Here is a 25,209-nt window from a genome sequence, read left to right as displayed (position 1 = left end):
TTCACATCCTGTGAAACCACACCGAACAGGGATCATACCCGGTCGCGGCGGTGAAGCTGTGCGGCGCTTTGCGCTTCGTTGCTTGCGGGCATGCTGGCTTGCTGGCCTCCCTTGCCCGGCCCAGGCCGGCGCGCCCCCACGGGGGAAAACAAGGCGCCGCGGGCTTGACTGTACGTCGCACATAAAAAAAACCCCGCAGATTTCGCTGCGGGGTCATCGAAACCGACGTGTCGGCTTACTTGCTGAGGTTCAGTTCCTTCAGCAGCTGCGGCGCCGGCGCCACTTCCTGCATGATCCACTGCATGTAACGGCTGTCCACGGCAATCATGCGGGTCATCACCGGATCGAACACCCAGTTCGAGCTCACCGATTCCCAGTTGCCGTCGAAGGCCAGGCCGACCAGCTTGCCGTTGGCATCGAGCACCGGCGAACCGGAGTTGCCACCGGTGATGTCCAGGTTGGACAGGAAGTTCACCGGCACCGAGCCGATGCGCTTGTCTTCCAGCCCGCCATAGCGCTTGGCCTTGACCGCTTCCAGCAGCGCCTTGGGCGAATCGAACGGGTCTTCGCCGGTTTCCTTCGCCGCCACGCCTTCCAGGGTGGTGAACGGGGTGTAGTTCACGCCGTCCTTGCCGTAGCCCATGACGTTGCCGAAGGTGATGCGCAGCGACAGGTTGGCGTCCGGATAGACGAACTCGCCCTTGCTCTTCTTGTAGTCGGCCACGGCCTGCAGGTACAGCGGGCGCGATACCAGCGACTCGCCTTCGCGGGTCTTCTTCTGCTCTTCCTGCTGCAGCAGCGCCGGCATCACCGCCACCGCGTACTGGATCGCCGGATCGGTGCTGGCTTCGAAGGCAGCGCGGTCGGCCTTGAACCACTTCAGGCGCTCATCCAGGCTGCCCAGCTTGGTGCCCGAGAGCTTGCCGACCAGGCCATCCACGGCGGCCTTGTCGCTGCCGGCCAGCCACTGGTTGAGCACCTCGTTGCTGCGCTGCGCGGCCGGCAGGGCCACGTACTGGCTCAGCCAGTAGGTCTGCAGCTGCTGGTCCATGCGCGGCACGTAACGGCGGTCCATCTGCTTCAGGCCGCCTTCGATCGAGGGCAGGTCACGTTCCTGGTAGCCGACCTCACGCTCGGCATCGGCCTTGCTGCGTTCAATCGACAGGCGGTACAGGGTGATCGCCGAGCCCACTGCGGAGGTGCTGTTGAACTGGCTGACGAACAGGTCGCGCTCACGCGTGGCCTTGCTGGTGTCCAGGTGCTGGATCAGCTGCGCATGTGCGGCCAGGGCCGGCTTGCCGGCGGCACCGCGCTTCTTCAGCCAGGCCAGCACGGCGGCTTCTTCGGCCTGCTTCTGGCCGGCCGCGTCGATGCGCTTGAAGCCTTCCAACTGGCCCGCGTAGTTCTTGGCCACGTTGTTCATGCTGGCCGCGGTGGCGGCGTACTTCACCTTGACGTCCGGGTCGGCCTTGCCGGCCTCGTCGATCATCTTCAGCACCGCGTTGTAGTGGCGCGCGATGGTCGGGTAGGTCCAGCTGGCGGTTTCATTGAACTCGCCGGCCAGGGCGTAGCGGTTGGTGCGCCCCGGGTAGCCGGCCACCATCACGAAGTCGTCGGCGCCCAGCGGCTGGTCGGCGAACGTCAGGAAGTGCTTGGGCTGGTAAGGCACGTTGTCGGCCGAGAAGGCGGCCGGCCTGCCGTCCTTGCCCACGTAGGCGCGGTAGAACGAGAAATCGCCGGTGTGGCGCGGCCACATCCAGTTGTCGATGTCGCCGCCGAACTTGCCGACGCTGCCCGGGGGCGCGTAGACCAGGCGCACGTCCTTGATTTCCATATTGCGGAACAGGCGGTAGGTGTTGCCGCCGGAGAAGCTGTACAGGCGGCAGCGGAAGCCGGCATCGGCTTCACAGGCGGCCGTCTGGGCCTTGTCGAAGGCCTCCAGCGCGCGGGTGCGGGCCAGCGGGTTCTTGCCGGCGGCGGCGATGGCGGCCTTGGCCTGATCGGTGACGTCGGTGATCTGGTCCAGCACGAACACGCGGGCGTTCGGGCCGGCGCTCAGTTCGTCCTTCAGGGTCGGCGCGTTGAAGCCGTCCTTGATCAGGTTCTTCTGTGCGGTCGAATTCAGCTGGATCGCACCGTAGGCGCAGTGGTGGTTGGTGACCACCAGGCCCTGCGGGGAGACGAAGCTGGCGGTGCAGCCGCCCAGGGCCACGACCGCGCCCATCGGGTCGCCGGTCAGGTTGGAGATCTGCTCCGGGGACAGCTTCAGGCCGGCCTGCTTGAGCGGGCCGGCGATTTCCGGCAGCTGCTGCGGCACCCACATGCCTTCAGCGGCATGGGCGACCTGGACCAGCCCAAGGCTGGCGACGACGGAGAAGGCAAGCAGGTTCGAGCGCATTGAGCAGCCCCTGGTGAAAGAACCGCCGAGTGTAGCCCAGCCCCCTGCCCCGGCCCGATCCCCGGAAGTCATGGGCTGGGCCATGCCGCCGTCCGCCGGGCATGGCCCGGCGAGCGCAGCGGCGCCGTTCGAAACGCCCATGCACCCCCGCCTTTCGTTCCGCCAGCGCACCCGCAGCGCAACATGGGAATTCCGCGCAGCCCTTTATAATCCGCGTTTTCCCCCAGACGAGTTCCACCCCGATGGCGCAGCAAACAATGAAGGCCCTGGTCAAACGCGAAGCCGCCAAGGGCATCTGGCTGGAAGAGGTTCCGGTCCCCACCCCCGGCCCGAACCAGGTCCTGATCAAGCTGGAAAAGACCGCCATCTGCGGCACCGACCTGCACATCTACCTGTGGGACGAGTGGAGCCAGCGCACGATCAAGCCGGGCCTGACCATCGGCCACGAGTTCGTCGGCCGCATCGCCGAGATCGGCCCGGGCGTGACCGGTTATGAAATCGGCCAGCGCGTCTCGGCCGAAGGCCACATCGTCTGCGGCCATTGCCGCAACTGCCGCGGCGGCCGCCAGCACCTGTGCCCGAACACCGTGGGCATCGGCGTCAACGTCAACGGCGCCTTCGCCGAATACATGGTGATGCCGGCCAGCAACCTGTGGCCGATCCCGGACCAGATCCCGTCCGAGCTGGCCGCCTTCTTCGATCCGTACGGCAACGCCGCGCACTGCGCGCTGGAGTTCAACGTGATCGGCGAGGACGTGCTGATCACCGGCGCCGGCCCGATCGGCATCATCGCCGCGGGCATCTGCAAGCACATCGGCGCGCGCAACGTGGTGGTCACCGACGTCAACGATTTCCGCCTGAAGCTTGCCGCCGACATGGGCGCCACCCGCGTGGTCAACGTGTCCAACACCTCGCTCAAGGACGTGATGAAGGAGCTGCACATGGAGGGCTTCGACGTGGGCCTGGAAATGAGCGGCAACCCGCGCGCGTTCAACGACATGCTCGACTGCATGTACCACGGCGGCAAGATCGCCATGCTCGGCATCATGCCCAAGGGCGCGGGCTGCGACTGGGACAAGATCATCTTCAAGGGCCTGACCGTGCAGGGCATCTACGGCCGCAAGATGTACGAGACCTGGTACAAGATGACCCAGCTGGTGCTGTCCGGCTTCCCGCTGGGCAAGGTGATGACCCACCAGCTGCCGATCGATGAGTTCCAGAAGGGCTTCGACCTGATGGAACAGGGCAAGGCCGGCAAGGTGGTGTTGAGCTGGAATTGATCACCTGCGCCTTCGGCACAGATGATCAATGGTCCAATCCACCGTATTCCCGCGCCGTTGGCGCGCCCCCTTGAACAAGAAGGGGGCGGCGCTCCAGCAGGGGTTCCGGTGTGAGACCCACAGAGAAAAGGCGCCCATCCGGGCGCCTTTTCTGGTTCGCGAGGTGGTCGGCGGTGTCGGGCGCCGGTTACTGCCCGATGCCGACCGTGAACACCACGCGGCTGTCGGCCAGCTTGCCGGAGTTGTCGCGGCCGTTGCCGTCGGTGCCGTAGTAGCCCAGGCCGAGATTGAACAGGCCGAACTGGCGGCTGACGCCGACGTTCCAGTCGGTGTAATCCTTGGAGATGCCTTCTTCGAAGGTGCTGCGGCCGACGTTGGCGCTCAGCGTGAAGTCCTGCGGCAGCGCCCACTCGCCACCCACGGCGTAGTACCACGCATCGGTGCCCGAATTGAACACGTCGTTGGTGTAGGTCACGGTCAGGCTGTACTGCTTGGCGAAGGTGGTCTTGGTGATGAACTCGTTGTACGCCAGTTCGCTGGAGCCCGGGTAGGTGTAGCGGTTCAGCAGCAGGTCCAGGTTGACGGTGTCGGTCACGTCGAAGGCGTAGCCGATCAGGTAGTCGACCTCGGCATCCGGGCCGCCATCACCAAAGTCCACGCCCGAGCCCCAGACACCGGCGTACAGGCCGACCGGCGAGGTATACGTGAAACCAGCCTGGATCGTCGGATCTTCATCGGTCTGGGAGACACCGCGGAACACGTAGTCCGACACGCCCGTCACGTTCCAGCTGAAGGGAGAGGCGGCCTCGTCCTGGGCACTGGCGGCAAACGGGGCAAGCAGGGCGGCGCAGAGCACAACGGCGGCGGTACAGCGCGTGGCGTGGTTCATGCGGGGTCTCTCCAGACGTGGGGGTGGGCGGAACGGTGCGGTTTACAGTTTTTTAACCTGATTGATATTGCGATGCAACAATCACGTCTGCAACGGTTCCCCGCCGGCCCCGGCGCGATCGACCGGACATGCAACCCGGCGGCCGCCTGCGACAGGTAAAATCCGGGGTTTCCCGTGCCGAAGACTGCCTGCCATGACCGACGCCACCACCGCCTCGCTGACCCAGCACTACGTTGAAGAACTCGAGGCGATCCGCGCCCAGGGCCTGTTCAAGTCCGAACGCATCATCACCAGCCCGCAGTCGGCCGAGATCACCCTGGACGACGGCCGTACCGTGCTGAACTTCTGCGCCAACAACTACCTGGGCCTGGCCGACCATCCGGACCTGATCCAGGCGGCCAAGGACGCGCTGGATACCCACGGCTTCGGCATGGCCTCGGTGCGCTTCATCTGCGGCACCCAGGACCTGCACAAGCAGCTGGAAAAGCAGATCGCCGGGTTCTTCGGCAAGCAGGACACCATCCTGTACGCGGCCTGCTTCGACGCCAACGGCGGCCTGTTCGAGCCGCTGCTGGGCGAGCAAGATGCGATCATTTCCGATTCGCTCAACCACGCCTCGATCATCGACGGCGTGCGCCTGTGCAAGGCCAAGCGCTTCCGCTACGCCAACTGCGACATGGCCGATCTGGAAGCCCAGCTGCAGGCCGCCGATGCGGCCGGCTGCAGGACCAAGCTGATCACCACCGACGGCGTGTTCTCGATGGACGGCTTCATCGCCCCGCTGGATGAGATCACCGCGCTGGCGAAGAAGTACAACGCGCTGGTGCACATCGACGAATGCCATGCCACCGGCTTCCTCGGCGCGACCGGCCGCGGCTCGGCCGAGGTCAAGGGCGTGCTGGAGAAGATCGACATCATCACCGGCACCCTGGGCAAGGCCATGGGCGGCGCACTGGGCGGTTTCACCTGCGCCAGCGCCGAAGTGATCGAGCTGCTGCGCCAGCGCTCGCGCCCGTACCTGTTCTCCAACTCGCTGCCGCCGCACGTGGTCGCCGCCGGCATCAAGGCCTTTGAAATGCTGGCCGCCGCCGACGACCTGCGCAGCACGCTGGCCGAGAACACCGCCTACTTCCGCGAGAAGATGACGGCTGCCGGCTTCGACGTGAAGCCGGGCGTGCACCCGATCAGCCCGGTGATGCTGTACGACGCGCCGCTGGCGCAGAAGTTTGCCGAGCGCCTGCTGGAAGAAGGCATCTACGCGATCGGCTTCTTCTTCCCGGTGGTGCCCAAGGGCCAGGCCCGCATCCGCACCCAGATCAGCGCCGCGCACACGCGTGCGCACCTGGACCGCGCCATCGATGCGTTCACCCGCATCGGCGTCGAGCTGGGCGTGATCAAGGGCTGAGGGCCGCAGCCGACCAACGGTCGGCACGGCCGTAGCACCCGCGCATTGCGGAGGTAGAGCCGACCGTTGGTCGGCTGCCTCTCGTCGCAGGTCATGAACCTCCGGCATGGGGGCACGCGTTGCGTGCTCCAGCCGACCAACGGTAGGCTCTACCGCTGGGGGGGTGTGGACATCGGATGCGGGGGCTCGCCTTGCGTGCCCAGCCGACCAACGGTCGGCTCTACCGTTGGGGTGACGCGCGCGGCGGGTTACTTCTTCTTTTTCTTCTGGTCCTTGGCCTCTTCCTTGCTGGCCACCACCACCGGTGCCGCGACCGGGCCATCCTGGCCGTTGCCCTTGGCCACACGGATACCGTTGGCCTTCATCCACGCATCGAACTCGTCGGCGCTCATGCGCTTGTCGCCATCGCTCATCAGGAAGCGGTAGCTGCCGCGGCCATCGAGCTCGGGAATCTTGATCTCCACCACCTTGTCGGTCACCGGCGGATCCTGTTTGGCGATCTGTTTGTGGCCGCCGCAGGCGGTCAGCAGCGCGGCCGGCAACAGCAGGCAGGCGCCACGGAACAGGGAACGGTTGAGGGTACTGACGTGCATGGTCTTACTCCCGGTGTTGAACGGAACGTCCCTTCGAAGGCCATCCATTGCCCGGGTCGACTGGCCTGCCACCTGCCGGCAGGCCACGAGGTCACGGTGTCGCCGCGGCGCTGTCGGCCACGGCATGAAGCAGATCCAGATCGTGTTGACTGAGCTCGCGCCAGGCGCCTTTGCCCAGCTCGCCCAGCGGCAGCTGGCCGATCGCCACGCGTACCAGGCGCAGCACGGTGATGTCCAAGGCGGCCAGCAACCGGCGGATATGCCGGTTGCGGCCCTCCTCCAGCACGATTTCCAGCCAGGCGGTCTTGTCTCCGCTGCGCAGCAGCGTGGCGCGGCGCGCGCGCAGCCATTCGCCTTCGTCCTCGATGCCGGCGCACAACGCCTGCAGCTGCGCGGCGTCGGGGATGGCATCGATCTGGACGTGATAGGTCTTGTCCGGACCGGTGGCCGGATCGGTCAGGCGCGCGGCCCACTGCGGATCATTGCTGAAGAGCAGCAGGCCTTCGCTGGCCTTGTCCAGGCGCCCGACCGGCGCAATCCACGGCAGCCCGGCATCGTCGAAGCAGCGGTAGACGGTGTCGCGGCCGCGCTCGTCCTGCGCGGTGGTGACCAGGCCGCGCGGCTTGTTCAACAGCAGGTACACGCGCTTGGGGGCGTCCAGCGGCTGACCATCCACGCGCACCTGGTGGCGGCCGTCGATGATCGGAAATTCGGGGTTGTTGATGACACGGCCATCGACCGTGACCCGGCCCTCGGCGATCCAGCGCGCCGCTTCCGTGCGCGAGCACAGCCCGGCTTTGGACAGTACCCGCGCCAAGCCATGGCGCGGTGCGGTCGGGGTGGCGCTGGAGGCGGTGCTGCGGCTGCCTGTTGCGGGGCTCGCACGCCGCTCGGGGCGGCGTGGTCGGGACGCGTTCGCGGCGGGTGGCCGGCGTGTCGTCATCGTGCTCCGCTCAGGCGGCTTACTTCTTGTCCGCCGGCTTGGTCTCAGCCGGGGCTTCGGTGGCGGCGGCCGGGACGGCAGCCGGTACCGGGCGCGCCTTGACCACGCGCACACCGCGCGCCTTCATCCAGGCGTCGAACTCTTCGGCGGTCATGCGCTTGCCGTTCTGGCTCATGTCAAAGCGCCACGGCGTGTTGTCGAACTCGGTCTGCGGCTTGTAGGCGGCCGGATCGTTCGGGTTGATCACCGGTGCGCTGGGGATCGCCTTGGCGATGTTCTGGCAGCCGTCGATGCGCAGGCGCTGCAGCACGCGGTCCAGCGACTGTTCCTGGTCGAAGTTGGAGGTCAGCACGCCGGCAGGCATGCCCAGCTGCACGTTGCGGATGTACAGCTCTTCGGCCACCGGTGCGATCGCGGTGGCCGGCAGCGGCAGCGGTGATGCGCTGACAGGTGCCGAACAGTCCACGGCAGCGTGGGCGGTGGGAACCAGGGCCAGGCCAAGCGCGGCGGCCAGTGCAAAACGCTGCATGGGATGCATCCAGGAAGGGGTCGACGCGGCGAGTTTAACAGCGCCACAACGTCTTTCAAGCGCCACCTTCAATGAATACGGCAACTTGTTGGATTTATTGTTGATTTCTCTGTTTCTGGCCGACCAGAGGCAAAAAAAAACAGGGCCCGGCAATGCCGGGCCCTGCTGATGAGACTGTACTGCCAGAAGGATTAGTTCTGGACGTTCAGCTCGGTACGACGGTTCTTGGCGCGACCTTCCGGGTTATCCGAACCATCCGGGTTGGTGTTCGGCGCAATCGGGCGGCTCTCGCCGTAACCGATCGGACCGACCAGACGCGAAGCGTCAACGCCGTTCTGGGTCAGGTAGTTGTACACCGAGGTGGCACGACGCTCGGACAGCTTCTGGTTGTAAGCGTCGGTACCCTTGGAATCGGTGTGACCGGCCACTTCAACGCGCAGATCCGGGTAACGCTTCAGGATTTCCGAAGCTTCGCTCAGGATCGCAACCGCGTCCGGACGCAGGTTCGACTTGTCGAAGTCGAAGTTCACGCCCTTCAGATCGATCGACACCGGGACCGGGCAACCGTCCGGACCGATGGTCTGGCCAGGCTGCGAGTTCGGGCACTTGTCGTCGCAGTTGTTGACGCCGTCACCGTCGTCATCCAGGTCGGCGCAGCTCGGGGCAACCGGAGCCGGAGCCGGCACGGCAGCAACCGGGGCCGGGCCCAGCGGGATCACGACGCCGACCGAAGCCAGCACGTCGCCGAACCAGTCTTCGCTCGGAGCAGCAACGCTCTGGTCGTCGAAGTCAGCGCGGTAGGCCACTTCGGCACGCACGGCGACGCGCTTTTCGAAGGTGGTCTGCAGACCGACGCCGAGCTTGGCGGCGAAGTTGCCGTCCTTGCGCTCACGCGGACCGTTGGTGTTCAGCGCTGCGTACTCTTCTTCCGACTTCTGGTAGCCCAGGCCGAACAGCAGGTACGGGTTCCAGCCGCGGCCTTCCTGGATGAAGTGGCGACGCAGGTCGAGCGAGGCGCCGTACTGGCTCCAGTTCAGATCCTGGTTGGCATCGAAGTTCGGGTTCTGGTAGTTCAGCTCGCCGTCCAGCGACCAGTTGGGGCTGATGAACTTACCGAGGCCCAGGGTAACGAACGGAGCGTCGTTGGTCAGACGGTCGCTATCCTGGAAGTTGAAGCCGGCCGAACCGGTCAGGTACCAGCGGTCGTCAAAATCCTGCGCCGATGCAGCCTGGGCGAAAGCCAGACCGCCCAGCAGCGCGGCAGTGAGGATCTTCTTGTTCATTGAGTACAGCTCCTATTTCGGGGGTATGAAACCGGTAGAGGCATGGGCCAGCACTACTGCGTCGTTTTCAGACTGCCGATTCAGCACGCCACCGCCGCGAACATTATGCTCAGGCGAGTGAAGGTGATGTTAACAGTCACGTAACATGTGAAGACGACCGCCAGACCTCTACCGGGTCCAGCTGGTGGCACCCTATACAGGTTGATGAAATTCCGCAAGACCCAGCAATGACAAGGGTTTTGCCTAATTCAGGCGACGTCGCGACACATTTTTCACGTTAGGGTTCAAATCGCGATGGCGCCTTGATTCAGCGCAAAAACAGGGACGGCCTGATCCGTATGATGGGGAGGATTCCCCCGTTTCCGGAGCCGACATGAAAGCCGTGGGATTGACCCAGTATCTGCCGATTGAAGACCCCGCCGCGCTGCAGGACGTGAATGTGGCGCCCCCCGGCGCGCCAGAGGGGCGCGACCTACTGGTGCGGGTACACGCTGTTTCCGTCAATCCCGTGGATACCAAACAGCGCGCACCGCGCGCGCAGCACGAAAACCCACCGCGGATCCTGGGCTACGACGCGGCCGGTGTCGTGGAAGCCGTCGGCCCGGAAGTCAGCGCTTTCGCGCCCGGCGATGAGGTGTATTACGCAGGCGATGTCACCCGCCCCGGTTGCAATGCGCAGTACCAGTGGGTGGATGAGCGCCTGGTCGGGCGAAAACCCACCACACTGGATTTCGCCGAGGCCGCGGCGTTGCCCTTGACCACGCTGACCGCCTGGGAGCTGCTGTTCCAGCGCATGCCGCTGCAGTTCGAAGATCGCCGCCATCGCGGCCAGCATCTGTTGATCATCGGCGGTGCCGGCGGCGTCGGTTCGATCGCGATCCAGCTTGCGCGCCATGCTGGCTTCACCGTGATCGCCACCGCGTCGCGCGAGCAGAGCCGTGCGTGGTGCCTGCAGATGGGCGCCGACCACGTGATCGATCATCGCCAGCCATTGGCGGCGCAGCTGCAGGCGCTGGGGATCACGCAGGTGCAGGTCGCGCTGAACCTGGCCGACACCGACCACTACTGGGACGCGCTGGGCGAACTGCTGGCCCCGCAGGGGCATGTGGGGCTGATCGTCGAACCCCGTGGACCCCTGCGGATCGGCGATCCCTACAAAGCCAAGTGCATTGGCATCCACTGGGAATTCATGTTCGCGCGCTCGCGCTTCCAGACCGCCGACATGATCGAGCAGCACTGCATCCTGGGCCGCGCCGCCAGCCTGATCGACGCCGGTGAGCTGCGCACCACCGCGCACACGCACCTGGGTACGATCAATGCGGCGAACCTGCGCGAGGCGCACCGGCGGCTGGAAGGCGGCGGGGTGATCGGCAAGCTGGTGCTGTCGGGCTGGGCGTAACCGGCGCGGCAACGTGTCAGCGCACATTCGCGGTCATCTGTATCTGTCGGCGCGGCCCGGCGCCGCCTACAGTCAGTGGCCCTTCCGGTGCGATCGCCATGCCCACTTCCCTGCCCCTGCGCCTGCTGCAACTCCTGCTTGGTCTGTTCCTGTATGGCTTCGGCGCGGCGGTGATGATCCGCGCCGCGATCGGCGTGGCGCCCTGGGATGTGCTTTCGCAGGGCATCGCGCTGCAGACACCGCTCTCCTTCGGCGTGGCCACCAATGTGATCGGCGCGCTGGTGCTGCTGCTGTGGTGGCCCATCCGGCAGAAGCCGGGCCTGGGCACCGTGCTCAACGTGCTGCTGATCGGCCCCAGCGCGCAGTTCGGGCTGTGGCTGCTGCCGGAGGTGCACGGCCTGGCCTGGCAGATCCCCATGTTCCTGTGTGGCCTGCTGCTGGTCGCGCTGGCCACCGGCCTGTACATCGGCGCGCGCTTCGGCCCGGGCCCGCGCGATGGCCTGATGACCGGCCTGCACGCCCGCACCGGCTGGCCGATCTGGATCGTGCGCAGCGCGATCGAAGGCACCGTGCTGCTGATCGGCTGGTGGCTGGGCGGCAATGTCGGTGTCGGTACCCTCGCCTTCGCCCTGCTGATCGGCCCGCTGTGCGGCATCACCCTGCCGCTGTTCGGCATCCGCAAGCCCGCCCCGGCAACCGTCACTCCATAACGGGCCTCCGCACCGACCGGCGGTCGGTACGTGGCAGGACACATGCGCTTGCTCTTCAGGGGCTTTCGCGGCACCCTGCGGGCTTCCGTACGCAAGCGTATCCACATGTCGCCAGCCGCTGAATCCGCCGCCTATCCGCATCTGTTCGCCCCGCTCGACCTGGGTTTCACCCAGCTGCGCAACCGGGTCCTGATGGGGTCCATGCACACCGGTCTGGAAGACCGCGCGCGCGATTTCCCGCGCCTGGCGGCGTATTTCGCCGAGCGGGCGGCCGGCGGCGTCGGCTTGATCGTCACCGGCGGCTTCGCCCCCAACGTGGTCGGCTGGCTCAAGCCGTTCGGCGGCAAGCTCTCCTGGCCGTGGGAGGTGCGACCGCATCGCCAGGTCACCCGGGCCGTGCACGACAACGGCAGCAGGATCTGCCTGCAGCTGCTGCATGCCGGCCGCTACGCCTACCACCCCCTGTCGGTGGCGCCTTCCAGGCTCAAGGCCCCGATCAATCCCTTCACCCCGCGGGCGCTGTCCGCGCGTGGCGTGGACCGGCACATCGCCGATTACGCGCGCAGCGCGCGGCTGGCCCGCGAGGCCGGCTACGACGGCGTCGAGGTGATGGGCTCGGAAGGCTATCTGATCAACGAATTCATCGCGCCACGCACGAACCAGCGCAACGACCGCTGGGGCGGCGACGCGGCGCAGCGCATGCGCTTTGCGGTGGAAATCGTGCGCCGCATCCGCGAGGCCTGCGGGCCGGACTTCATCATCATCTACCGGCTCTCGCTGGTGGATCTGGTGCCCGACGGCAGCAACTGGGCCGAGATCGTGCAGCAGGCCCAGGCCATCGAGGCGGCGGGCGCGACCCTGATCAACTCCGGCATCGGCTGGCACGAGGCGCGCATCCCCACCATCGCCACCTCGGTGCCGCGCGGCGCCTTTGCCGGGGTCACCGCCAAGCTCAAGCCGCATGTGCGCGTGCCGGTGATCGCCACCAACCGCATCAACATGCCCGACGTGGCCGAGCGCATCCTCGCCGCGGGCGGTGCCGACATGGTTTCGCTGGCGCGGCCGCTGCTGGCCGACCCGCAGTGGGCCAACAAGTCGCGCGCCGGCCGGCCGGAGGCGATCAACACCTGCATCGCCTGCAACCAGGCCTGCCTGGACCACGTGTTCGAGAACAAGACCGCCAGCTGCCTGGTCAACCCGCGCGCCGTGCACGAGACCGAGCTGGTCTACCGCCCCACCACCGCGCCGCGCCGGATTGCCGTGGTCGGTGCCGGCCCGGCCGGGCTGGCCTGCGCGACCGTGGCTGCCGAGCGCGGCCACGCGGTCACGCTGTTCGATGCCGGCAGCGAGATCGGCGGGCAGTTCAACGTCGCCAAGCGCATCCCGGGCAAGGAAGAATTCCACGAGACGCTGCGCTACTTCCGCCACAAACTGGACGAGACCGGTGTCGATGTGAAGCTGGACACCGTGGCCGACGTGGCCGCGCTGGCCAACTTCGACGAGGTGGTCATCGCCACCGGGATCACCCCGCGCCGGGTCGATTTCCCCGGCGCCGACCATCCCAAGGTGGTCACCTACCTGGACGTGCTGCTCGGCCGGGTCCGGGTGGGCGAGCAGGTCGCGATCATCGGCGCCGGCGGGATCGGCTTCGATGTCGGCGAGTTCCTGGTCCACGAGGGCCCCTCCTCGGCGCTGGACCCGGCACGCTGGATGGCCGAATGGGGCGTGGACCCCAGCTTCGAGGGCCGTGGCGCGCTGGCCAGGCCGGCGCCGGAGCCCCCCGCGCGCAAGGTGTGGCTGCTGCAGCGCAGCCCGGGCAAGCCCGGCGCCCGCCTGGGCAAGACCACCGGCTGGATCCACCGGGCCACGCTCAAGGCCAAGGGCGTGAGCATGCTCGGCGGCGTGGAGTACCTGGGCGTGGACGACAGCGGCCTGCGTATCCGCGTGGAGGGCGAAGAACAGCTGCTGCCGGTGAGCCATGTGGTGGTCTGCGCCGGGCAGGAACCGCGCCGTGATCTGCACGCCGCGCTGCAGGCCGCCGGCATAACCGCGCAGTTGATCGGCGGTGCCGATGTCGCCGCCGAACTCGATGCCAAGCGCGCGATCAATCAGGGCAGCCGGGTCGCCGCTGCACTCTGAGCCGGGATTGGATCAGGCTCTGATGCCGGTCCAAGCGGACCTGAATACGGGGCTGAACCGCCGATTCAGCCCCACCTCCCAACCTGAATGTCAAGCTTTCGGGTTCAGGATGTATTGGGAAATCCCCCCCTATCGTGCGCCAACTTTCCCGCTCACCACCCAGTTCGAGTGAGCGCGCGGACCCCACGTCTTGTTCGGGTCCGCCCCCGGGCGGCCCCGATGGCCGCCTCCCCATGACGCCAAGTCGTATCCCACGCCCCGTCCGCACGATCGGATGGAACAGCCAGGTGCGGCCCACACGGAGCAAGGAGATTTATGAAACTGGCCTGGATTCTCTGGCTGTCACAGTTGTTGCCGCAGCCTGCCGCCGATTCGTTGTGCCTGAGCACGACCGTCTACCTCGAAGCGCGTGACCAGACCCTGCGCGGCCAGCAAGCCGTCGCGGAAGTGGCCCTGCGCCGGCTGGACAGCGGCCTCTGGGGCGACTCGATGTGCCAGGTGGTGACCGCGCGCAAGCAGTTCGCCCCGACCATCGTCGCGCCCGGCACCCAGCTCGGCAACGCCGATGCCTGGCAGGAAGCGATGACCGTGGCCTTCGATGCCGAGCGCAACTGGGCCCTGCCCGCCGGTGAGCGCAAGGAGATCGTGCCCGGCGCGAGCCACTTCGCCGCCATGGCGATCGCCAACCCGAGCTGGCGCAACGCCTACCAGGTGGCCACCATCGGCGACCACACCTTCTACCGCGTGCAGAAACTCAAGCCGCGCGCGTCGTAACGATCTGTTACGGCCATACCGTTGAGGATGAAGGGCCAGCTCTGGAATAGTGGGCGGCTCACCTTCCACCGATCCGCAACGGAGTTCCCATGAAGCTGTACAGCAAGCCCGGAGCCTGCTCCACCGCCGACCACATCGCCCTGCAGTGGACCGGCCAGCCGTTCGAGGTGGAACTGCTCGACAAGGACACCCTGAAGGCACCGCCGTTCCTGGCCATCAATCCGGCCGGCTCGGTCCCGGTGGTGGTCGATGGCGATTTCGTGCTGACCCAGAACGCGGCGATCATGGGCTATATCGCCGATACCCACCCGCAGGCCGGCCTGACCGGCGATGGCAGCCCCAAGCAGCGCGCCGAAGCCACCCGCTGGCTGTCCTTCGTCAACTCCGACCTGCACCCGGCGTTCAAGCCACTGTTCGCGCCGGGCGCCTTCATCGAAGACGACACCCAGTACGACGCGCTCCGCGCCGCCGCCCGCAAGCGCCTGCGTGGCCTGTTCGAGCGCGCCGATGCGCAGCTGGCCGATCGCCCCTGGCTGGCCGGGTTCCGCAGCTTCGCCGACCCCTACTTCTACATCACCCTGCGCTGGGCGGCGGGCGCGAAGATCGACCTGAGCGGCCTGGACAACCTCGCCGCCTTCAAGCAGCGCATGGAGGCTGATGCCGGCGTGCAGGCGGTGCTGAAGGCCGAGGGCCTCCTGTAGGGCCACCCCATGGGTGGCTGCAGGCGGTCCGGCCAGAACACACGCGTCCGGCCGGACAAGGAGCCACGCAAGGCGTGGCTCTACCCGATCGTACGTACCACAGTGCCCTCGGCATCGCGCAGCTCGCTCGGCTCCACCACCACCTGCAGCGCCGGCCAGCCCGGGACCGCATAGGTCCCGCGGCGTGGCATGACCGTGGCAACCAGCGCCTGCACCGTGGCCGGGGCCAACTGGCAGTCCAGCGCATCGGCGTCGATCACCAGCGCATTGACCGCCGCTGGCGACAGCGTGATCTGCCGGTCATTGCCGACCAGCGTCAACGGCTGCCCGAACAGCAACCGCGCTGGCAGCAGCGCGAGCAGCGATTCCACCTGGCGCGCGCCCAGCGTCAGGGTCAACTGCTGCCCAGCGCCCTCGCCCTGCACCGACCAGGCCAGCTTTTCCAGGAACAGATAGGCCGTCTGCGAGCCCTCGCGTGCCGCCCCCTCTGCCACGGCGGCAGCCAGTGCCGGGTCGCCCAGCAGCGAGCCACGCGCGATATCGGTGATCCACAGCGGCATCCTGGGCAGCAGCGTCTCGAGCACGCCGGTGGTCGACCAGCGCTTCACCGCCTCCATCTCGTCATCGGTCAGCCCGATCACCTGCAGGAACTCCAGCGAACCGTTGGGCGTCTCGCGCGGGGGCAGCTGCGGGTCGCGCATGAAGGCGACGTGCCGCAGCAGCGTATCGGTATCGGCGGCGATCGGCCCGCCCGCGTTGAGGTAGTGGCCCTGCTGGAACACCTTGCCGTTGGCGAACACGTAGCGCGCCAGGTTCTGCAGGAAGTTCATCGCCCACGCGGGTGGCTCGCTGCCCGCTGCGGCGGCCACCCGGAAGCTCAGCTCGAACCCGTAGCCACTGGTGGCCGGATCATCGCTCTCTTTTTCATACAGTTCGGAGAAGCCGTAGCTGACGAAGTGCCAGTGCGGCAGCGGCGCATCGTTCCAGTACGCGCTGATGCCGTCCAACGGGTCCTCACCGCCCAGCAGCGAGCGCAGCACCGGGCCGTAATGCTGCGGCGCCTGCGTGGGATACACCGCCTTCAACGCCGCATCGATGGCATCCCACCCGGGTGCGCCGTCGTCCTCGATCTCATCCACCATCACCGCTCTCCAGCCACAGAATCAGCGCGCATTCTAAACACCGCGCTGGCTGACTGCCGTGGAGGCCTCGGCTCAGGCGACCACGGGATCGGCCTGCACCAGCGCGCGCGTTTCGTCGAGCCAACGGTTGGCCAACGCCGGGCTTTTCGCCTTGCTGATCGCGGCGGCCATGTCCGGCCACAGCTTCTCGAGGCTGCCGGCATCGGTACAGCGCTCCACTTTCAACTGCATGAAACAGCCCTTCAGACCGAGATGCCTGCGTACCGATTCGCTCATCCAGTCGTACAGTCGCTTGTACAGGTCCGGATCCTGCTCGCGTCCGGCGGTCAGGGCCGCAGCGACGACCGGCGCGACACTGCCGCCGACGATCTCGATCAGGCCCTGCGCGGACAACTGCGCGAGCGCGTCCTCCGGTGCACGCAGGCCCGGCAACAGAGCGGTCAGCGCGGTGTCATCGCGCTGACCATCCACCATCAGCAGAATGGAGCGCAGCGACGGCGGCAGGCGCCGTGCACGGTCCTCGATTTCCTGACGGCCAGCGGCCGTCTTGGCATGGATATACGCCATGTGTTCCCCCTCACGTGGTGCATCACCGCGCGTGGCACCGGCCATTGGCCGATGCGTACGCGCCCCCTTGCGATCTTCCAGGCCGATGCGCATCACGGGCCGCGCGTGGCGCGCCGTGTCCCCAGCGCGCGGCGTTGGGCCGGTGAGGCCTGCAACGATCGCCTGCGCAGCTTACCGGAGCGCTGCGCTTGCCGGTAATGCGCTGCAGCATGGTCCTGGGCGGTGGCACGGCAGGCGTTGAAGGCCCGCCCTCGGGGGAAGGCGGGCCGTGGGGACGCGTGGGGCACGCCAGACGACGGCCGGTCAGTTGCCCAGCGCGCGCCGGATCTCGTCCAGGGCCGCCGGGTCGTCCAGGGTCGACAGATCGCCCGGGTCACGCTCCTCGGCCAGTGCCTGCAGCGAGCGCCGCAGCAGCTTGCCCGAGCGCGTCTTGGGCAGCGCGTTGACGATATGGATGTGCGCCGGCCGTGCGACCGCGCCCAGCGTGCCACTCACCCGCTGCATCATCTCGGCCACCACGGCACTGCCGTCGCCTTGAAGGGCCTGCTTGAGGGTGACGAACACCAGCGGTACCTGGCCCTTGAGTTCGTCCTTGACCCCGATCACGGCAGCCTCGGCCACCAGCGGATGCCCGGCGATGCACTCTTCGATCTCACGCGTGCCCAGCCGGTGCCCGGCCACGTTGATGACGTCATCGGTGCGGCCAAGGATGAAGGTGTAGCCATCCTCGTCCTGGATCGCCCAGTCGAGCGAGCTGTAGAGCAGTTCCTTGAAGTGGCTGAAGTAGCTCTGGATGAAGCGCGCGTCGTCCTTCCACACGGTGGTCATGCAGCCCGGCGGCAGCGGCGGGATCATCACCAGCACGCCCTTCTGCCCCGGCGCGACGGTGTCACCGGTGTTCTCGTCGATGACCTTCATGCGGTAGCCGAGATTCGGGAAACCAGGCGAACCGAAGCGGACCGGCTTCATGTCCACGCCCGGCAGCAGGGTCAACGCGGGCCAGCCGGTTTCGGTCTGCCAGTAGTTGTCGATGATCGGCTTGCCGAGTGCGTCGTTGATCCAGTGCGCGGTGGGTTCATCGAGCGGTTCACCGGCAAGGAAGACGTACTTCAGCGAGGCCAGATCGTGGCGGCGGATGAAGTCGGCATCGTGCTTCTTGAGCACGCGGATCGCCGTGGGCGAGGAGAACAGCGTGCGCACGCCGTACTGTTCGCACAGCGCCCACCAGATGCCCGGATCGGGACTGGTCGGCAGCCCTTCGTACAGCAGCGAGGTGCAACCGCCGATCAGCGGGCCGTACACGTTGTAGGAGTGCCCGACCGCCCAGCCCACATCCGAGGTGGAGAACATCACCTGGCCGGGCTTGCAATCGAACACGGTCTCCATCGACTGCGCCATTGCCACCGCGTAGCCGCCGACGTCGCGCTGCACGCCCTTGGGCTTGCCCGTGGTGCCGGAGGTATACAGCAGATAGCTGGGCTCGCTGGATTCCAGCCACACCACCGGCACATCCTGGTCGCCCACCTCGGCGCGCAACGTGGCGTAGTCCACGTCGCGGCCGGGCACCTTCGGCTCGGCCGGGTCCAGCCCGCGCGAGACGATCAGCACGTGCGGCGGCGGCGAAGCGGCTTCGGCGCAGGCGGCATCGACCATCGCCTTGTAGGGAATCACTTTGCCACCGCGCTTGCCGGCATCGGCGGCGATCAGCAGCTTGGGTTCGGCGTCGTCGATGCGCAGTGCCAGGTTGTGCGCGGCGAAGCCACCGAACACCACCGAGTGGATGGCACCGATGCGCGCGCAGGCCAGCATCGCGAAGACTGCCTCGGCCATGTTCGGCATGTAGATCACCACGCGATCGCCGCGCTGCACATCCAGCCGCAGCAGCACGGCGGCGAAGGCATTTACTTCGCGGTGCAGCTCGCGGTAGGTGATCTCGCGGGTGACGCCGGTTTCACTGGAGACCGCGACCAGCGCGAGCTGGTCGGGGCGATCGACCAGATGGCGGTCCACCGCGTTGTAGCAGAGGTTGGTTTCCCCGCCCACGAACCAGCGCCGGAACGGCGGGTTGCTGTAATCGAGGATCTGCTGCGGCGGCGTGTGCCAGTAGATGCGCTGGGCCTCTTCGCCCCAGAACGCCTCGGGTTCATCGACCGAACGTCGATAGACATCTTCGTAACGCATGACAGCCCTCCCAGACAAAGTCATGGGATCGAGCATAGTCCGATGGTGAGGCACGGGCCGTCCGACCTTGGTCGTAGGGCCGATCGGTGGGTCGGGCGCTGGGCCCCCATACCCTTGTAGGCGAAATAAAGGAGGAGGGGGCGGCCGCAGGCCGACGCCGGGGGACATTCGCCGGAAAGGGTATGGGGGCCCAGCGCCCGACCCACCGACCGCCGCGCAGGAAAAAGACTCAGCACGCGCCTCTACCTGCACCGCCCATGGGCGAAGAACCAAAAAAAAACGCCGGGCAATGCCCGGCGTTTCTTCCATCAGGCACCGACCAACGGCCAGCACCTGTCGTGGCGTGCGATCAGCCCAGCAGGTGGGCGACGCCGGCGCGCTCTTCTTCCAGCTCGGCCAGGGTCTTGTCGATGTACTTCTGGCTGAAGTCGTCGACCGGCAGATCCTTGACCAGGGTGTACTCGCCGTTCTCGGTGGTGACCGCGAAGCCGAAGATCACGCCTTCCGGGATGCCGTAGGAGCCGTCGGACGGCACGCCCATGGTGACCCACTTGCCGTTGCTGCCCAGCACCCAGTCACGGATGTGGTCGACGGCGGCATTGGCGGCCGAGGCTGCCGAGGACGAGCCACGCGCTTCGATGATCGCCGCGCCGCGCTTGCCCACGGTCGGGATGAAGGTCGATGCGTTCCATTCCTGGTCGTTGATCGCCTCGGCGATGGAGGCACCATCGGCGGTGGCGAAACGGTAGTCCGGGTACATGGTCGGGCTGTGGTTGCCCCACACGATCAGCTTTTCCATGCCACCGACCGGCTTGCCGAGCTTGGTCGACAGCTGGCTCAGCGCGCGGTTGTGGTCCAGGCGCAGCATGGCGGTGAAGTTGCGCGGGTTCAGATCCGGTGCCGACTTCATGGCGATGTAGGCATTGGTGTTGGCCGGGTTGCCGACCACCAGCACCTTGACGTCACGCTTGGCGACCTTGTTCAGCGCTGCGCCCTGGGCGGTGAAGATCTTCGCGTTTTCCAGCAGCAGATCCTTGCGCTCCATGCCCGGGCCGCGCGGACGCGCGCCGACCAGCAGGGCGATATCGGCATCCTTGAAGGCCACTTCGGCGTCATCGGTACCGACCATGCCGGCCAGCAGCGGGAACGCGCAGTCTTCCAGTTCCATCATCACGCCGCGCAGGGCGGCCTGGGCCTTGTCGACCGGCAGCTCGAGCAGCTGCAGGATGACCGGCTGGTCCTTGCCCAGCATGTCGCCGGAGGCGATGCGGAACAGCAGGGCGTAGCCGATCTGGCCGGCGGCGCCGGTCACGGCAACACGAACAGGTGCTTTCATGGGGATTTCCTCTGCTAAGAATCGTAAAAACGGCCCCCTTCACAGGGGGCCGTCGGGATCGGATCAGGCGCTGGGGATCAGCTTGTTCCACTCCGCCACGCGCTCGGCCTGGGCGGCCAGCACGGCGTCGGTGTCGCCTTCCAGGGTGATCGAATGGATCACATCGCCCTGCTTGACCGAGTCCACGATGGCCTGGCCGTCCAGGACCTGGCCGAACACGGTGTGCTTGCCGTCCAGCCAATCGGTCTTGATGTGGGTGATGAAGAACTGGCTGCCGTTGGTGTTCGGGCCGGCATTGGCCATCGACAGCGAACCGACCTGATGCTTCACGCCATTCTTTTCATCTTCGAACTTGTAGCCCGGGCCGCCGGTGCCACGACCCTGCGGGCAGCCGCCCTGGATCATGAAGTCGGGGATGACGCGGTGGAAGATCAGGCCGTCATAGAAGCCGTGCTTGACCAGGTTCACGAAGTTGGCGACCGTCAGCGGGGCCTTGTCGGCGAACAGCTCGACCTTGATCGGGCCCTGGGTGGTGTCGAAAGTGGCGATGAGGGACATGCAAATCCTTGGGGTACGGGGGTTTGTCGTTAGCCCCATAGGATACACCGCGCCCCCTGACCAACGGGCGCCTGTTGGACAAACGCGTCGCCACCCGCCCAGGCACCTCCGGGCCGGCACGGATACGCTTTGCTGAATGCCTCAGGGACGGCGGTCGTGCCGGCCGTTGGCCAGCGACCAGGCAAAACCTGCCGGGGATCACGGGGTTGCCGGCCAGCGGCCGGCACTACCTGAATGCCCGTCCGGCAAGGCTTGCGAAGCACTTTTCGCGATTGGTCATCTTGCCCGTATAATGTTGGACTTCTTTTTCCAAATCCGGCGCCGACTGGCCCCCTTTCGCATGTCTATCGAAAATCTTCGCAACATCGCCATCGTCGCCCACGTCGACCACGGTAAGACCACCCTCGTCGACCAGCTGCTCAAGCAGTCCGGCACCCTCTCCGAGCGCACCGTGCTCGCCGAGCGCGTGATGGACAGCAATGACCAGGAAAAGGAACGCGGCATCACCATCCTGGCCAAGAACACGGCCATCACCTGGGAAGACAAGAAGACCGGCATCAAGAACCGGATCAACATCGTCGACACCCCGGGACACGCCGACTTCGGCGGCGAAGTGGAGCGCGTGCTGTCGATGGTCGACACCGTGCTGATCCTCGTCGATGCGATGGACGGCCCGATGCCGCAGACCCGCTTCGTGACCCAGAAGGCCTTCGCGATGGGCTTCAAGCCGATCGTCGTGGTCAACAAGGTCGACCGTCCGGGCTCGCGTCCGGATTGGGTGATCGACCAGGTCTTCGACCTGTTCGACAAGCTCGGCGCCACCAATGAGCAGCTGGACTTCCCGATCGTCTACGCCTCGGCCCTGAACGGCTACGCCGGCCTGGAAGACACCGTGCGCGACGGCGACATGACCCCGCTGTACGAAGCGATCATGCAGCACGCGCCGAAGCCGGAAGTGGACCCGGAAGGTCCGTTCCAGATGCGCATCAGCCAGCTGGACTACAACAACTTCGTGGGCGTGATCGGCATCGGTCGCGTGCAGCGCGGCACCCTGAAGAAGAACATGCAGGTCGCGGTGATCGACCGCGAAGGCAAGAAGCGCAACGGCAAGGTCGCGCAGGTGCTGGGCTTCCTGGGCCTGGAGCGCATCGAACAGGATACCGCCGAGGCCGGTGACATCATCGCCATCTCGGGCATCCCGGAACTGACCATCTCCGACACCCTGTGCCACCCGGACACCCCGGAGGCGCTGCCGGCACTGACCGTCGATGAGCCGACGATCTCGATGACCTTCCAGGTCAACAACTCGCCGTTCGCCGGCAACAAGGACCTGTCCGGTGGCAAGTTCCTGACCAGCCGCCAGATCAAGGACCGCCTGGACCGCGAGCAGGTCCACAACGTGGCCCTGAAGGTGGAACAGCTGGAAGACGCCGACAAGTTCCTGGTCTCCGGCCGTGGCGAACTGCACCTGTCGGTGCTGATCGAGAACATGCGTCGTGAAGGCTACGAGCTGGCCGTGTCGCGCCCGGAAGTGATCATCAAGCAGATCGACGGCCAGGCCATGGAGCCGATCGAGCAGCTGGTGGTGGACATCGAAGAGCAGCACCAGGGCGGCGTGATGGAAAAGCTGGGCACCCGCAAGGGCCAGCTGAAGAACATGGAGCCGGACGGCAAGGGCCGCGTGCGCCTGGAATACCAGATCCCGGCCCGTGGCCTGATCGGTTTCCAGAACGAGTTCAAGACCCTGACCCAGGGTTCGGGCCTGCTGTTCCACGTGTTCGATCATTACGGCCCGAAGGAACAGGGCGCCATCGCCAAGCGCCAGAACGGCGTGATGATCGCCAACGCTCCGGGTGCCACCCCGGCGTACTCCCTGGGGCCGCTGCAGGAACGCGGCAAGCTGTTCGCTGCTGAAGGCGACAACGTGTATGAAGGCCAGCTGGTCGGCATCCACTCCAAGGACAACGACCTGACCGTCAACGCGATCAAGACCAAGCCGCTGACCAACATGCGCGCTTCGGGCAAGGACGATGCGATCCAGCTGACCCCGGCGATCAAGTACTCGCTGGAGCAGGCCCTGGACTTCATCGAAGACGACGAGCTGGTCGAGATCACCCCGAAGGAAATCCGCCTGCGCAAGAAGGGCCTGACCGAAAGCGACCGCAAGAAGGCATCGCGCGGCGGCTGATAGGACCCTGTCGTGACCGACAAGCCCTACAACCCGGATCCTCACAAGCATCCGGGGCTTCACCTGATCGCCTTGCTGGAAGCCAGCAAGGCGGTCTTGGCGCTGTTGGCTGCGACCGGGCTGGAAATGCTCGGCCCGCAGCCCCTGCGCGATGCGGTCAATGCCCTGATCCGCCGGTTCAGCCTGGACCCGGATCACGGCACCCTGCCCTCGCTGCTCAACATGATCAGCCCCGATGCCGTGCATCTGGCGGCGGCTGCGATGGTCGCCTATGGCGTCCTGCACCTTTTCGAGGCCTGGGGCCTCTGGCGCGCCAAAGCCTGGGCCTCCTGGCTGGGCTGCGTCACCGCCGGCATCTACCTGCCGTTCGATATCTACGCCATTCTCCGTCACCCGGGCTGGGCCTCGTGGTCGGTGCTGGTGATCAATCTGATCGTGGTCGGCGTGCTCGCCCGCGATATCCGCAAACGCCATGGCAAGGCCGCCAACGCGGCTTGAGTTGCCAAGCGCCGTCCGTGCTGGTTAGCCTGTCGGCCGGTTCGGGGGGACAGGCATGCGCCTGACACTGACATCACTGATGCTCATCGCACTGGCCGGCTGCAGCCCGGGCCCGGCGCCCCTGCACGCCCGTGAGTCGCCTGCCGCGGCACCGCCCACCAGCGCGCCGATTCCCTTCGCCTACGCCGAAGCCGACATCGCCGATCTGCAGGCGCGCATGGCCAGCGGCGAGCTGGACAGCGTCACCCTGGCCCGCGCCTACCTGGACCGCATCGCCCGCCTCGACCGCGCCGGCCCGCGCCTGCGCGCGGTCATCGAGCTCAATCCGGACGCACTGCGCGAGGCCGCCCAACTGGATGCCGAGCGCCGCCGGGGCCAGCTCCGCGGCCCGCTGCACGGCATCCCGGTGCTGCTCAAGGACAACATCGGCGCCAGCCCCATGAGTACCACTGCCGGCTCGCTCGCACTGGAAGGCTTCCGCCCCGACGATGCGTTCCTGGTCAAGCGGCTGCGCGCGGCCGGCGCGCTGATCCTGGGCAAGACCAACCTGAGCGAATGGGCCAACTTCCGCTCCAGCCAATCGGTCTCTGGCTGGAGCGCGCGTGGCGGACAGACCCGCAACCCGTATCGGCTCAGCCACAGCCCCTGCGGCTCCAGCAGCGGCAGCGCGGTGGCGGTGTCGGCCAATCTGGCGGTGGCGGCGATCGGAACGGAAACCGATGGCAGCATCGTCTGCCCGGCCGCCGTCAACGGCGTGGTCGGGCTGAAACCGACCGTCGGCCTGGTCAGCCGGGAAGGCATTCTCCCGATCTCCTTCAGCCAGGACACCGCCGGCCCGATGGCGCGCAGCGTCGCCGATGCGGCGGCCCTGCTGACCGCCATGGCCGGCCGCGACGAGGCCGACCCGGCCACCGCGACCATGCCCGGGCGCGCGGTCTACGACTACACCTCCCGCCTGAACGCCGATGGCCTGCGCGGCGCGCGGGTCGGCGTGCTGTATGGCGACCTGATGCAGAAGCCGGGCATCGCCCCGGCCCTGCAGCATGCCGTGGCCGTGCTGCGCGACGCCGGCGCCACCGTGGTACCGGTGCAGCTGCCGACCCAGGGCCAGTGGCAGGACGCCGAACGCATCGTGCTGATGCACGAGTTCAAGGCGGGGCTGCAGCGCTACTTCACCACCTACCAGGCCCCGGTGCGCAGCCTGGAGGACGTGATCGCCTGGAACCGGCAGCACGCGGGCAAGGAGCTGGCGCTGTTCGACCAGGACCTGATGGAAACCGCCGCCACCATGGGCGGGCCGGGCACCCCGGCGTACATCCGCGCACGCAGTGACGCACGCCGCCTGGCCGGCCCCGAGGGCATCGATGCGGTGCTGCGCGAGCAGAAACTGGATGCGCTGGTGGCCCCGACCACCGGCGTGGCCTGGCCGATCCGGCCGGGCAGTGGCGATGACTTCCCGGGCGAGAGCTACAGCGCTGCCGCCGTGGCCGGCTACCCGAGCCTGACCGTTCCGATGGCGCACGTGAATGGCCTGCCGCTGGGCCTGCTGTTCATGGGCACCGCGTGGAGCGAACCGCGCCTGATCGAACTGGGCTACGCCTACGAGCAGCGCACGCGGGCGCGCCGCCCACCACGCTTCCAGACCGACAGTCTGCTGACGAACGGCGTCGCGCCCTGACGGGCGTGTACCGAGCAA

At 66.8% G+C, this 25,209-nt stretch carries 21 protein-coding genes; 10 read left to right on the top strand and 11 right to left on the bottom strand.

Features of this window, described 5'->3' with window-relative positions; genetic code table 11:
* Window positions 1-235: 235 nt before the first annotated feature.
* Window positions 236-2,398, bottom strand: coding sequence for a S46 family peptidase (locus OC373_RS11620; protein ID WP_261997720.1), 2,163 nt, complete (start codon window positions 2,396-2,398; stop codon window positions 236-238).
* 257 nt (window positions 2,399-2,655) lie between these two features.
* Here OC373_RS11620 and tdh point away from each other — a divergent pair, with 257 nt between their 5' ends.
* Window positions 2,656-3,678 (top strand): L-threonine 3-dehydrogenase, encoded by a 1,023-nt coding sequence (gene tdh / locus OC373_RS11615; RefSeq protein ID WP_026070190.1) that lies wholly within the window; start codon window positions 2,656-2,658, stop codon window positions 3,676-3,678.
* 187 nt (window positions 3,679-3,865) lie between these two features.
* Here tdh and OC373_RS11610 read toward each other — a convergent pair whose 3' ends face one another.
* Window positions 3,866-4,567 carry a TorF family putative porin gene (locus OC373_RS11610; protein ID WP_019185832.1) on the bottom strand — a complete coding sequence of 234 codons (702 nt, stop codon included), beginning with the start codon at window positions 4,565-4,567 and terminating at the stop codon, window positions 3,866-3,868.
* A gap of 193 nt (window positions 4,568-4,760) precedes the next feature.
* On the opposite strand from OC373_RS11610, the gene kbl reads away from it, so the two are divergent.
* Window positions 4,761-5,972, top strand: a complete 1,212-nt coding sequence (gene kbl / locus OC373_RS11605) for a glycine C-acetyltransferase (RefSeq protein WP_261997719.1) — start codon at window positions 4,761-4,763, stop codon at window positions 5,970-5,972.
* A gap of 248 nt (window positions 5,973-6,220) precedes the next feature.
* On the opposite strand, the gene OC373_RS11600 is transcribed toward kbl, so the two are convergent.
* The 4 genes from OC373_RS11600 to OC373_RS11585 form a co-directional block, all read right to left on the bottom strand.
* Window positions 6,221-6,565: a hypothetical protein gene (locus OC373_RS11600; RefSeq protein ID WP_046272395.1), complete on the bottom strand. Its 345-nt coding sequence runs from the start codon at window positions 6,563-6,565 to the stop codon at window positions 6,221-6,223.
* A gap of 91 nt (window positions 6,566-6,656) precedes the next feature.
* Window positions 6,657-7,508, bottom strand: a complete 852-nt coding sequence (locus OC373_RS11595; protein ID WP_070426699.1) for a pseudouridine synthase — start codon at window positions 7,506-7,508, stop codon at window positions 6,657-6,659.
* Between the two features lie 19 nt (window positions 7,509-7,527).
* Entirely contained in the window at window positions 7,528-8,037 is a 510-nt protein-coding gene (locus OC373_RS11590) for a hypothetical protein (RefSeq protein ID WP_046272397.1), read from the bottom strand.
* 191 nt (window positions 8,038-8,228) lie between these two features.
* Window positions 8,229-9,320 (bottom strand): OmpA family protein, encoded by a 1,092-nt coding sequence (locus tag OC373_RS11585; RefSeq protein WP_019185837.1) that lies wholly within the window; start codon window positions 9,318-9,320, stop codon window positions 8,229-8,231.
* A gap of 373 nt (window positions 9,321-9,693) precedes the next feature.
* Here OC373_RS11585 and OC373_RS11580 point away from each other — a divergent pair, with 373 nt between their 5' ends.
* The 5 genes from OC373_RS11580 (at window position 9,694) to OC373_RS11560 (ending at window position 15,043) form a co-directional block, all read left to right on the top strand.
* On the top strand, window positions 9,694-10,719 hold the full coding sequence (locus OC373_RS11580; protein WP_261997718.1) for a zinc-binding alcohol dehydrogenase family protein: 1,026 nt from the start codon (window positions 9,694-9,696) through the stop codon (window positions 10,717-10,719).
* 98 nt (window positions 10,720-10,817) lie between these two features.
* Window positions 10,818-11,429, top strand: a complete 612-nt coding sequence (locus tag OC373_RS11575; RefSeq protein WP_019185840.1) for a membrane protein — start codon at window positions 10,818-10,820, stop codon at window positions 11,427-11,429.
* 105 nt (window positions 11,430-11,534) lie between these two features.
* A complete protein-coding gene (locus OC373_RS11570) occupies window positions 11,535-13,568 on the top strand; it encodes an NADPH-dependent 2,4-dienoyl-CoA reductase (RefSeq protein WP_261997717.1) in 2,034 nt (677 codons plus the stop codon).
* Window positions 13,569-13,883: 315 nt separating this feature from the next.
* On the top strand, window positions 13,884-14,342 hold the full coding sequence (locus OC373_RS11565) for a cell wall hydrolase (protein ID WP_019185842.1): 459 nt from the start codon (window positions 13,884-13,886) through the stop codon (window positions 14,340-14,342).
* An 89-nt stretch (window positions 14,343-14,431) separates the two neighbouring features.
* Complete coding sequence (locus OC373_RS11560) at window positions 14,432-15,043, top strand: glutathione S-transferase N-terminal domain-containing protein (protein WP_261997716.1); 612 nt, start codon at window positions 14,432-14,434, stop codon at window positions 15,041-15,043.
* Between the two features lie 80 nt (window positions 15,044-15,123).
* On the opposite strand, the gene OC373_RS11555 is transcribed toward OC373_RS11560, so the two are convergent.
* The 5 genes from OC373_RS11555 to OC373_RS11535 all read right to left on the bottom strand — a co-directional run bounded on the left by OC373_RS11555 (window position 15,124) and on the right by OC373_RS11535 (window position 20,827).
* Window positions 15,124-16,185, bottom strand: coding sequence for a suppressor of fused domain protein (locus tag OC373_RS11555; RefSeq protein WP_261997715.1), 1,062 nt, complete (start codon window positions 16,183-16,185; stop codon window positions 15,124-15,126).
* Window positions 16,186-16,257: 72 nt separating this feature from the next.
* On the bottom strand, window positions 16,258-16,752 hold the full coding sequence (locus tag OC373_RS11550) for a hypothetical protein (RefSeq protein WP_070427538.1): 495 nt from the start codon (window positions 16,750-16,752) through the stop codon (window positions 16,258-16,260).
* Between the two features lie 303 nt (window positions 16,753-17,055).
* Entirely contained in the window at window positions 17,056-18,933 is a 1,878-nt protein-coding gene (gene prpE / locus OC373_RS11545) for a propionate--CoA ligase (protein WP_070426694.1), read from the bottom strand.
* 349 nt (window positions 18,934-19,282) lie between these two features.
* Window positions 19,283-20,269, bottom strand: coding sequence for a malate dehydrogenase (locus OC373_RS11540; protein ID WP_019186175.1), 987 nt, complete (start codon window positions 20,267-20,269; stop codon window positions 19,283-19,285).
* A gap of 63 nt (window positions 20,270-20,332) precedes the next feature.
* A complete protein-coding gene (locus OC373_RS11535; RefSeq protein ID WP_019186174.1) occupies window positions 20,333-20,827 on the bottom strand; it encodes a peptidylprolyl isomerase in 495 nt (164 codons plus the stop codon).
* A gap of 340 nt (window positions 20,828-21,167) precedes the next feature.
* On the opposite strand from OC373_RS11535, the gene typA reads away from it, so the two are divergent.
* From typA to OC373_RS11520, 3 genes are read left to right on the top strand one after another with little or no spacing between them, the layout of a single operon-like run.
* Complete coding sequence (typA, locus tag OC373_RS11530; protein ID WP_070426693.1) at window positions 21,168-23,015, top strand: translational GTPase TypA; 1,848 nt, start codon at window positions 21,168-21,170, stop codon at window positions 23,013-23,015.
* A gap of 12 nt (window positions 23,016-23,027) precedes the next feature.
* Entirely contained in the window at window positions 23,028-23,513 is a 486-nt protein-coding gene (locus OC373_RS11525; RefSeq protein ID WP_019186172.1) for a DUF2127 domain-containing protein, read from the top strand.
* Between the two features lie 55 nt (window positions 23,514-23,568).
* The gene (locus tag OC373_RS11520; RefSeq protein WP_070426692.1) at window positions 23,569-25,191 is read left to right on the top strand and encodes an amidase; all 1,623 of its coding nucleotides are present in this window, start codon (window positions 23,569-23,571) and stop codon (window positions 25,189-25,191) included.
* Window positions 25,192-25,209 lie beyond the last annotated feature (18 nt).

It is taken from the genome of Stenotrophomonas sp. Ste96, assembly GCF_024519495.1.
In the GTDB taxonomy this organism is placed as follows: Bacteria; Pseudomonadota; Gammaproteobacteria; order Xanthomonadales; family Xanthomonadaceae; genus Stenotrophomonas; species Stenotrophomonas bentonitica_A.
Note: the sequence above shows the minus strand (reverse complement) of the source record. Positions and strands in the feature narration are given on the sequence as shown.